This is a genomic window from Pseudomonas sp. NFPP04 (assembly GCF_900113815.1).
In the GTDB taxonomy this organism is placed as follows: Bacteria; Pseudomonadota; Gammaproteobacteria; order Pseudomonadales; family Pseudomonadaceae; genus Aquipseudomonas; species Aquipseudomonas extremorientalis.
This window is the reverse complement of the sequence record NZ_FOQS01000015.1, coordinates 166,658-177,336: the sequence shown is the minus strand read 5'-3', so window position 1 is coordinate 177,336 and position 10,679 is coordinate 166,658. Positions and strand designations below refer to the sequence as shown.

Genomic DNA, 10,679 nt, shown 5'->3' with positions numbered 1-10,679 from the left:
AACCCATCGCGGCCAATCGCATAGAAGTAACGCGCGGCGGCGTTGTGGAACGCCAGCAGTCCGGCATAGATACTCACCATGAACAGCACGCGGATGACCTGGGTCAGGTGCGGACCGACAAAATGGTCGGACATGCCGTAGATAAAGGTCGTCGGATCCTGCAAGGACTGCAACAGCGGCACGATCTTGTCCGCGCCGACGCCCACCACCATCGACCATACCGACAACGCGTAGAACCCGCCGATCAGCAGCACCGAACAGTAGGTGGCAATCGGAATGGTGCGTTGCGGGTTCTTCGCCTCTTCGCCGTAAATGGTCGTGGCCTCGAAGCCGATGAACGCCGCGAAGCAGAACAGCAGGCCAATGGACGGCGTGCCGCTGAATACGTGATGGCTGCTGAACGACGCCAGGTTGACGCCACTGTCACCGCCTGACCTGAGGATCGCGAAATCCAGGATCAGGATCGCCAGGTACTCGGCAATCACCACCACCGACAACACCCGCGCCGACAGGTCGATCTTGCGATAGCCCAGTATCGCCACGCTGGCCATCGCCAGCAGCGAGTACGCCCACCACGGCAACTCCAGGCCGAACACACTGGCCATGGTGCCGCTGACCACCCCGCCGAACATGCCATACAAGCCGACCTGCAAGATGTTGTAGGCAAACATCGCCAGCACCCCCGCCGCCCCGCCGGCCAAGCCACCCAGGCCACGGGAGGTAAAGGCATAAAAGCCGCCTGCATTGGTCAGGTGCTTGGACATGGTGGTGTAACCCACCGAGAACGCCAGCAGCACCAGCAGGGCCAGGATCAGCAATGCCGGGGTACCGGCGCCGTTGCCAAGCATGATGCCAATCGGGAAGCCACCGGCGATCACGCTCAACGGGCTCGCCGCCGAAACCACAAAGAAAATGATGAAGCCCACGCCCAAGGCGCCACGCTTGAGCTCCGTGGAGGGGGTGACCGGGAGAGATACGCTCATGTTGTTGACCTTATTGTATGAGGCAGTCGCTGTTGGATCGGCGCAGTCAACCGCTCACCGTCACCGAGTCGCTTATCGTTGTTGTTGCACGCTGGAATCGATCCTATGCCTGCCAACGAACGTCGCGGTAGCCCAAATCGGTCACGCACGTCCTCACCTTGCGCAAGCAGCGAAGGTGCTCTCAGGTCGTTCAAAATCGGTGAAGGTTCAGCCGCGCGCAAAACCGCTGATGGCGGCGCGGGCCGTCTGGGACGGCAGCTCGGCGAACAGTTCCTGGTACTCCGCGGCAAAATGGCTCAGGTGGTAAAAACCCCACTGGGCAGCGGCATCGCCGATGGAGAGGTCGCAGGCACGGGTCGACATCAAGGCCCGGCGCACGCCGTTGAGCCGCACCGAGCGCAGGTAGTTCAGCGGCGTGGTCTCGGCCACCGCACGGAAGCTGTTCTGCACGGTGCGCCGACTCACCTGGAGCCGCTGGCACAACTCGATCACGCTGGGCACGTTGATCATTTCCGTGGTGGTCAGGCGGTGGCATTTCTCGACAATGAAACTGCGCGTAGAGCTGGGGCTGCGCTGCTGCTTGTCACAGGCCGGGTCGGTCATCAGTTGCAGCAGCTCACCGAGCATCGCCTGTTCCAGCACCATCTCTCGCTCCCGATCGCGCGTGCTGTCGAGGTCATCGTCGGCCAGGGCCTGGGAGAACAACGCGAGCAATCGGCGGCGAGCCTGGGCGAAACGCTGGGGCGACACCTTGATCACCGGCTGGCGCAGCAGCAGGTTGAGTTCCTTCGCCGACGCGGTCTGCTCCAGCGCCTGCTCGAACAGCTCACGCTCGAAGGTGATGGACAGCAGCTCCATGCCCATCGGCATGTGGAACATGAACTCCTCGCCACCGTGCAGGAAGAACAGGCTGCTGTCGTCCACGTCGCGCCCCTGCATGCGGATCGAACCGGGCACGTTGATCGGCACCGCGAAGCACATCTTGCCCCGAGGGGCCACGCCGTTCTGCACCACACGCTGGTTGATCTGTTCGAGGAACAAGTGGCAGCCGGCGGTCGTCAGCTGCATCAGTGTGCTTTCGGCGGAGCCGGCGGTCAGCTGGCTGTAGTCCTGGCTCCACTGCTGGACGGTGGCTGCATGCACATGGATATCGCGAAAATGGCTGATCGTCTGATTTTTCATGGAGTCGCAAGCCTCTGCCAGAAATTCTTGTTTTTTGATCGCCGCTGCGCTCGATAGTCGCACATAGCACACGTCCTGCAAATCGTTTATGGGACAGCCGGCGGGCTGGAGCAGGCACGTGTATAGGTGCCGATTCGGGATACCGGTCTGGAACGCGCACCGGAGATGATCGGCACACGTAAATCGACCTGTCAGAGAGACCGTCATGAGTGAAGCCACACTAGAATCCCTGCACTTCGCGGATGCCCCGCGCATCCTCTCCAGCGCCCTGCCCGGCCCCAAGGCCAGCGAAGCCCTGGCGTTGTCGGCGCGCACCGAGTCGATGGCCCGTGGCGGCGGGCGCATGCCGGTGGCCATGGACCGTGCGTTCGGCGCAACCTTCAAGGACCCGGACGGCAATACCTACATTGACCTGTCCGCCGGTGTCGGCGTCAGCAGCGTGGGCCGTTGCCACCCCAAAGTGGTGCAGGCCATCCGCGAACAGTCCGAAGTGCTGATGCATGCCCTGGAAATCAACAGCACCCGGCGCACCGAGCTGGCCGCCAAGATGTCCGAGATCGCGCCGGACGGCTTGCGTGGCGACTGCATCACCTTTTTCACCCAAAGCGGCAGCGATGCACTGGAAGCCGCGATCAAGTTCGCCAAGCGCATCACCGGGCGGCACCAGATCATTGCTTTCCACGGCGGCTACCACGGCGTGTGGAACGCGTCGGGCGCGCTGACCACCGGCACTGCCTACCGCAAAGGCTACGGCGCGCAGATGGGCGGTGTGATTCACGCGCCCTACCCGTATGCCTACCGCTTCCCGTTCGACACCACCCACAAGAGCGCCGAGCAGATCGCCGGCGACTACGTGGACTACCTGCTGAACACGCCCTACACCGCCGCCGATGATGTGGCCGCAGTGATCGTGGAACCGGTACAGGGCGAAGGCGGCTACGTGCCGCCTTCGCCGGAGTTCCTGCAACTGCTGCGCAAGGCCTGCGACCGCAGCGGCACCTTGCTGATCGTCGATGAAGTGCAATCCGGCGCCGGGCGCACCGGCAAGATGTGGGCGGTGGAACACTCGGGCGTGAAACCGGACATGCTCACCTTCGGCAAAGGCATCGGCAGCGATCTGCCGATGGCCGGCCTGATCATGCGCTCGGACCTGGCGGCAAAGATTCCCGATGGCTCGATGCCCAACACGTTCGCCGCCAACTCGCTGTCGGCGGCCGTGGCGCTGACCAACATCAGCATCCTGCAGGACCCGGAACTGGACCTGCTCAACCGTGCCCACGCGCTGGGCCTGGAAGCCCAGGCCTACATTCGCGGCTTCAACAACCCACTGGTCGGCGAAGTGCGCGGGCGCGGCCTGATGATCGGTATCGAATTGGTCGAAGACCCAGTCACCAAGGCGCCCCTGGCGGGTGAAAAGATCGGCCAGCTCATGGGCTACCTGCTCAACCACGGCGTGCTGATGATTCCCTGCGGTCGCTACAGCAACGTGATGCGCGTGATGCCGTCGCTGACCATCTCCCGTTCGCTGTTCTTCAAGGCACTGGACATCTTCGGCGACGCCCTGGCCGCCCTCAAGGCATGACTCATGGAGCGCAACATGACTGAACACTTGAATCACTTCATCGCCGGCGCGTCGCTTGAAGCCTCCGATGGACGCCGCATCGACCTTATCGATCCGGTCACGGAACAGGTCTACGCCCGTTCGGCACGCGGCACGGCCGACGACGTCAACCGCGCCGTGGGTGCTGCGCTCGAGCAACTCGAACGGGGCGCCTGGAGCCAACTCGACGGCGCCCAGCGTGGCCGGCTGCTGTCGAAACTGGCGGATCTGGTAGAGCGCGACAGCGAACGGCTCGCCGACCTTGACGCCAACGCCATCGGCCGCTCCCCCATCGAGCCGCGCCGCATGGACCTGCCCAATGCGATCGCCCACCTGCGCGCCGCTGCCGGCTGGGCCAACCAGCTCGAAGGACGCACCATCCCCACCGGCGGCTACTTCGGCACCCGCACCCTCTCGTACACCGTACGCGAGCCGGTGGGGGTGGTCGGCGCCATCGTGCCGTGGAACTCGCCATTGATGATCACGGTCTGGAAGCTCGCCGCGTTGCTGGCGGCAGGCTGCACCGTGGTGGTCAAGCCATCGGAAGAGACCCCGCAGTCGGCCCTGCACCTGGCGGCGCTGGCGCAGGAAGCGGGTTTCCCGGACGGTGTGATCAATGTGGTCACAGGCTACGGCGCCGAAGTGGGCCGCGCCCTGTGCGAACACCCACACGTCGCCAAGATCAGCTTCACCGGCAGCCCCGAGGCCGGCCGCGAGATCCAGCGCACTGCCGGCGTGCTGTTCAAGCGCGTGGCCCTGGAACTGGGCGGCAAGAGCCCGCAGATTGTCTTCGACGACGCCTCCTTCGATGACGCCTTGCGCGGTTGTGCCCTTGGCCTGTTCGCCAACCAGGGCCAGGTGTGTGCGGCCGGTTCGCGCATCCTCGTCCAGCGCAGCCTCGCCGAGCGCTTCGGCGCGGCGCTGGCCGAAGCGGCCCAGGCGGTCAACGTGGGCGACCCGCGCCAGCCCGGCGTACAGATGGGGCCGGTGGCCAAGAAAGCGCAGTTCGATCGCGTCAACCGCTACATCCAGCTGGGCATCGACCAGGGTGCTACGCTGCTGGCCGGCGGCGTGTCCACCCCTGCACGCGGCTGGTTCGTGCGCCCGACGATCTTCGCCAACGCCCGCAACGACATGGCGATTGCCCAGGACGAGATCTTCGGCCCGGTGGGCACGCTGATCCCCTTCGACACGGAAGACGAGGCCATCGCGCTGGCCAACGACTCCACCTATGGCCTCGCCGCCACGGTGTGGACCACCGACCTGGTGCGTGCGCACCGTGTCGCCGCAGCGGTGAAAGCCGGCGCGGTGGGCATCAACTGCTGGAGCCCGCTGGACGCCAACCTGCCCTGGGGCGGCGTCAAGACCAGCGGGATCGGACGTGAAGGCGGCTTCAGTGGCGCGCTGGCCTACACCGAAGAGAAGGTGATCACCGTACTGATGCCCGGCTGAGCCAGCGCACTGAGCGAGCCACCCTCGATATCGCCAGGGTGGCTCACTCAAAGGTGCATTTTTGATGATCGTTGGAGAGACCGCGATGAACCCAGAAAACCCAACCATAATCGATCGTTATCCAACATCCCTGCGCCTGCTGCACTGGGTGCGCGCTGTGCTCGTCGTCGGCCTGCTGTGGGCCGGCTGGCACATGACCGGTATGAATGATGAAGTGGCGAGCAAATTCGAGCTCTATTACCCCTGGCACAAATCCTTTGGGGTGCTGGCGTTCCTGCTGGTGTTGACCCAGATCGCCGTGCGCTTGCGCACTCCGAATATTCCGCAACCGCTGCAAACCCTGGAACGCTACGAACAGGTGTTATCCCGGCTGACCCAACGTGCGATGTATGCGCTGCTGGTGATCGTGCCGCTGATGGGCTACTCCATGTCGAGCACCTTCACCATGAGCGACGGTGTGTTCTTTTTCGGGGTCAACCTGCCCGAGTTGTTGCCGAAGAATGACGACTGGTTCGTGGTGTTCCAATGGCTGCACAAAACACTCGCCTATACCCTGCTGGTGCTGATCGTGTTGCACATCGCAGGGGCGCTCAAGCACCGCTTCTACGACAAAGACCCGCGCAACGACGTGCTGCGCCGCATGCTCTGAAACAACCAGGCGTCGGCGCCAGGCGCCGACGCCCTTCCCTTCTAGAACGTCACCCAGACAATGAACTGCATGTAGGTGTTGGTCGACGCACTGCCACTTTGCAGACCGCCATTGCCCAACCACTTCTCGGGTTTGTAGAAGCCGATCAGCGGTGACAGCGTGATGTTATCCGTCACCATCCAGTCCAGGAACAGGTCGACCTCGCGGGCGCTGAAATCCCGGTCCTGCTTGCGGGAAAGCTGGTGGTAATCGAAGGCCATCGCATTGAGGGTCAATTTATCGGTGGGCCGGACGGAGAGCAGCACATCGTTGATCCGCATGTTCGAGGTCACGGAACCGGCGTAATTCGTCGCTATCTCACCTTGGTAGCGTTTGCGGTAGCCACCCTGGAACAGGAAATCCCAGCCTTCGGAATAACGCGAATAGCGATAACTCACGGTCGGCTGCCATTTGACGTCGGCGAAGGTATAGCCCGCGTCGAAGAACATCGCCCGCTGCGAGCCGGAACGTTTTTCCTGGCGCGCCACTTCGAAGGCGAAGTCGGCATTCTCGATCCCGGCATTACCCTGCCCGCGCAGGCTGTAGATGTTCATGCCCTTGCGCTCGAGCCGATCACCGAAGGCGTAGCGCTCCTCCACATCCAGACCGCGAACGTAGGTAGAGCCGATGGAGCCGAGGGGTGTGGTGTAGTCAACCGTGGCGGCCGCCACTTCGGTCTTGGACTGTCCGGGGTTATCCGATTTCAGCCAGATCAGGCTGCCGTGAAGGCCATCCTTGCCACCCAACTTGAGCACCGCCGTGTTGCCGAACGCCAGGCGCTGGCCCAGGTAGAACGCGCCGCCACGGTTGAAGCGCCCGTCACGCACCCCCTCGATGGGACTGAAGGCATTGCCGGGGTTGAAGCCATCGTCGGTGATCAGGAAACCGTCCACCGTCACCAGCTGGCGGCCGAAGGAAAAGTCGACGCCGTCCTGGCCCAGGGCGGGCACCAGGTCACCTGAGCGCCAGCCCAGGAAGGCATCTTCCACCGCGGTGCGGCGCTCGTTGCCGGCAGTGATCGCACCGGTGTCGCCATCGCCCCAGGTGCCGGAGCTGAGCAGGCTGAACCCGCCGTAGACCGACCCGGCGATGAGCTTGTCCGTCGAGCCGTTGAGGCCATATTTGGCATAGCCTTCCTGCCAACGCATGCTGCCGGGCGCCTTCTGCGGGTCGCCGAGGTAGTTGCGGGTGCTGCCGAACCAGCCAAAGCCGGCGCCCAGTTCCGCGTTCAACAGCGTGCCGCCGTCGTCTTCGTTATAGAGCGTGTAGGCGTGGGCCTGCGGCTCGAAGGCACAGAGTGCAACCAGCGAAAGCAGGGGGGCATAGGGGGGTGTGCGCATGACGTCTCTCCTGTTTTTATATTTATGAGGCGAGACACGAGTGTTCCGATTGCGGCGTGCAGGCGGTAACCCAAATCAGCATGTGCGAGGCTGCTCAAAACATTCCCCCCTCCTCCCTCATTGGTTGCCGTTTTGGGCTACGGCCCGAGAACGCCATCCCCCTATGCTGGGCCCATAAGAACCATAAAAAAACCGAGGCACCCGTCATGAGCGTTTCATCCCCCTCCCCGCTGTTCCGTCAGGCGCTGTGTCTGCTGACTCTCACTGCCTGCAGCGTGCTGTCGTCGGTCGCCACCGCCCACCATTCGTTCGCCTTGTTCGACCAGACCCGCACGGTCACGGTCAAGGGCGTGGTGGAGCGCTTCGCCTGGACCAACCCCCACATCACCCTTTACCTCGATGCCGACGGGCCACCGCCCCAGCGCTACAAGATCGAGACCGGCAGCGTCAACGCCTTGCAACGCACCGGCTGGAGCGCGGACTCGATCAAGGCCGGCGACATTGCCGAGGTGTCCTTCAAGCCCCTGAAAAACGGTGAACCCGGCGGGCTCCTTGTCGAGATCAAGATCGGCGACGTGGTGCTCTCGGGCGGCGGATAGATCGCCCCTGCCCTGCGCCACGACATCCGAACTGCATCGATCCGCCGCGTGGAGACACCCCATGAAACCGACACGAACCTTGCTCGCCCTGGCCGTGGTCCTTGTGACCTGCGCCGGCATCGGCAACGCCGCGACAACACCGAATAAACACCGCCCCGACATCAGCGGCACCTGGGAAAGAACCCCGGACGACTGGTTCGGCGAGAACCCGGACGACCCTGTGCACCCGGGCGGGCCGATGGACCTCAAGGCGCCCTACGCCGCCGAATACGCCGCACTCAAGAAGAAACAGGCGGCGGCCAACGAAGCCGGGACGCCGCTGGCCACCACCAGCTCGCGGTGCCTGCCCGAGGGCATGCCGACACTGATGGCGGCGCTGTTCCCGATCCAGATCATCCACGACGACCAGGACGTGATCGTGCTCGGCGAGTACCTGCAACAGGTCCGCCGCATCCGCTTGAACCAGGCCATGCCGCCCAAGGAAAAGCTCGACCCGCTCTACCAGGGCCATTCCCGTGGGCATTGGGAAGGCGACACCCTGGTGGTGGAGACCCAGCGGGTGCGTACGGATGTGCGGTTCTATGACGTGCCCCACGGCCCGGACATGAAGATCACCGAACGCATCCGCCTGCGCGGGCCGGACCGCCTGGAAGACCAGGTGCTGATCGAAGACCCGCAGGTGCTTGCCACGCCCTATCGCTTCACCTTCGAGTACAAACGCTCCAGCTACGCCATCCAGGAGTACGTCTGCGAAAACAACCAGATCGTGATCGACAGCGAGGGCAAGGCGTCCCTCAGCCTTGAGTGAGGTTGACCGCATGGAACGCTCGATAATCCTCGGCGGCATGCTGCTATCGCTGGCCCTCACGGCAAACGCGTGGGCAGAAGTGCCACGCATGCCCACGGCGATTGCCATCCCGCCGTCGGGCCAGTTGCCGCTGTCGTCGGCCAGGCGTCCCGGCACCGAATACAGCGACCTCGACAGGTACGGCTACACCGAGGAAGAGTTTTACCTGCAAGGCGTCGCCCCGGCCATTACCGCAGCGGGTCAAACCCTGCTGGAGGCGCCTTACACCACGCGCATCCTGGTGCGTAAGCCAACGGACCCGGCGCGGTTCAACGGCACCGTGGTGATCGAGCCGTTCAGTTGGTTCGGCGAGCGCGGTGCCGGCTGGATCCTGACCCGTGACTACCTGCTGCGGCGCGGCTATGCGTTTGTCGGGTACACCCTGAACCTCAACCAGCCGGCCGTTGATCCGAAGTTCATCGCGGACACCCCGGCGGCCGAGGCCGATGGGATTACCCAGTACGGGCGGATCGTGAACTTCGAGTTCATGCGCCGCTTCGACTTCGCACGGTACGCACCGCTGGGTACCTATTACGACCCGCAACGTTTCACCCGGGGCAACGCGCCCGACCCGTTCGTGCCGCAATCCCAGGGCATCGGCGCGCAACTCGCGTTGCTGCTCAAGACCCCGGCGACACAAGGTCCACTGGCCGGCTTCGCCGTACAGCGCGTGTATGTGAACAGCTGGGCGGTGACCGCCCAGGTCTGGATGGACTACCTCGACCAGGGCCGCCACCAGCAATGGCGCATGCCCGACGACACACCACTGATCGATGCCTACATGACCGGCCGCATGGCCTATGGCGAAGTCGGTGGCGACGTGATCCGGCTGCCACGCCGGATGCCCGAGGGCGTGCCGTTCGTGACCGTCTACAGCCAGTCCGAACTGATGCATGACGTGCTCGAAGGCATCCCCCTGCCGCCGGACACCGACAGCCCGCAGGTGCGCTACTACGAAGTCACCGGCATGCCCCACCTGCGCCTGGCCGACCTCGGCACGCAGCATACCGAACGGTTCGCCGCCGATGTCGGCAAGGGCGACGACCCACGTTGCCAGACGCTGTACGACGAACCGGTGGAACTGGTGGTGTCGGCGCTGTTCGAGCGCATGGATCAATGGGTGCGCGAGGGCACCCCCATGCCCCGTGCGTCCCGGGTGGTGCGTGACGGCAAAGCCGCTGCGCGCGCGCCCTCCACCGGCAACCTGCTGGGCGGCGTGCGCCCGCCGTGGGTGCAGGTGCCCAGCGCGACTTACCTCACCGACCAGGAGACCGGCTGCGGGCTGATCTACGACACCAAGGTGCCTTATGCGAAGGACGTGCTTGGCCGGCGCTATGGAAACTTCAACCGCTACGCCCAGAAATTCGAAGAGGCCAAGGCCCAGTCGGTCAAGGAAGGCTACCTGCTTCCAGACGATGCGGCGGGCCTGCGCCCGATCGCCACGCCCCAAGACTTCTAACCCCACGAGGAAGGTACGCCGATGTCATCGTCACTCATCATTGCCTGGCTCTATGCGACGCCCTTGAGCACCGCCATCCGTGACGTCCTCTGGGTCATCCCCACGGTCCAGAGCATTCATATCATCGCCATCACCGTGCTGTTCGGCTCGGCGCTGGTCAGCGACCTGCGCCTGGCCGGGGTGCTCGCCACGGACGAGCCCTTGCGGGGTGTGGTGCGCCGCTACTACCCGTGGATGCGCAACGCCCTCATGGTCCTGCTCTTCACCGGGCTGATCATGATCATCGCCGAGCCCGACCGGGTACTCGTCAACACCACGTTCTGGCTGAAGATGGTCCTGGTGGTGACGGCGTTCACCCTGACGTTACTCCTGCGGCGCCCACTGCTGCGAGCCCCCGATGAACGCGAAACGCGCCCCATCAAGGCACTGGCCTGGCTGTCGATCGGCCTGTGGTGCGCGGTGATCATTTGCGGTCGCTGGATCGCCTACACGATCTAAGCGTTTTCAACCCAAGCCTTGAGGTACTCGC

General features: G+C 64.0%; 10 protein-coding genes. 7 read left to right on the top strand and 3 right to left on the bottom strand.

The annotated features are described in order from the left end of the window. Positions 1-983: APC family permease (locus tag BM017_RS25850; protein ID WP_092249837.1), on the bottom strand; the 983-nt coding region annotated here is incomplete at its 3' end. Positions 984-1,190: 207 nt separating this feature from the next. Beyond that, positions 1,191-2,165 (bottom strand): helix-turn-helix domain-containing protein, encoded by a 975-nt coding sequence (locus BM017_RS25845; RefSeq protein ID WP_071489614.1) that lies wholly within the window; start codon positions 2,163-2,165, stop codon positions 1,191-1,193. A gap of 205 nt (positions 2,166-2,370) precedes the next feature. On the opposite strand from BM017_RS25845, the gene BM017_RS25840 reads away from it, so the two are divergent. From BM017_RS25840 to BM017_RS25830, 3 genes are all read left to right on the top strand, one after another. After that, positions 2,371-3,747, top strand: coding sequence for an aspartate aminotransferase family protein (locus tag BM017_RS25840; protein ID WP_092249834.1), 1,377 nt, complete (start codon positions 2,371-2,373; stop codon positions 3,745-3,747). Positions 3,748-3,762: 15 nt separating this feature from the next. After that, positions 3,763-5,217, top strand: coding sequence for an aldehyde dehydrogenase family protein (locus BM017_RS25835; RefSeq protein WP_092249855.1), 1,455 nt, complete (start codon positions 3,763-3,765; stop codon positions 5,215-5,217). An 85-nt stretch (positions 5,218-5,302) separates the two neighbouring features. Continuing rightward, positions 5,303-5,866, top strand: coding sequence for a cytochrome b (locus tag BM017_RS25830; protein ID WP_092249831.1), 564 nt, complete (start codon positions 5,303-5,305; stop codon positions 5,864-5,866). A 41-nt stretch (positions 5,867-5,907) separates the two neighbouring features. Here BM017_RS25830 and BM017_RS25825 read toward each other — a convergent pair whose 3' ends face one another. Continuing rightward, positions 5,908-7,245: an alginate export family protein gene (locus tag BM017_RS25825; RefSeq protein ID WP_092249828.1), complete on the bottom strand. Its 1,338-nt coding sequence runs from the start codon at positions 7,243-7,245 to the stop codon at positions 5,908-5,910. 206 nt (positions 7,246-7,451) lie between these two features. Between BM017_RS25825 and BM017_RS25820 the strand changes: the two genes are divergently transcribed. From BM017_RS25820 to BM017_RS25805, 4 genes are all read left to right on the top strand, one after another. Continuing rightward, positions 7,452-7,844, top strand: a complete 393-nt coding sequence (locus BM017_RS25820; protein ID WP_071489618.1) for a DUF6152 family protein — start codon at positions 7,452-7,454, stop codon at positions 7,842-7,844. 61 nt (positions 7,845-7,905) lie between these two features. After that, on the top strand, positions 7,906-8,652 hold the full coding sequence (locus BM017_RS25815) for a hypothetical protein (protein WP_071489619.1): 747 nt from the start codon (positions 7,906-7,908) through the stop codon (positions 8,650-8,652). A gap of 10 nt (positions 8,653-8,662) precedes the next feature. Beyond that, positions 8,663-10,150, top strand: a complete 1,488-nt coding sequence (locus BM017_RS25810) for an alpha/beta hydrolase domain-containing protein (protein ID WP_092249825.1) — start codon at positions 8,663-8,665, stop codon at positions 10,148-10,150. Positions 10,151-10,171: 21 nt separating this feature from the next. After that, entirely contained in the window at positions 10,172-10,648 is a 477-nt protein-coding gene (locus BM017_RS25805; protein ID WP_092249822.1) for a DUF6644 family protein, read from the top strand. Positions 10,649-10,679: the final 31 nt, after the last annotated feature.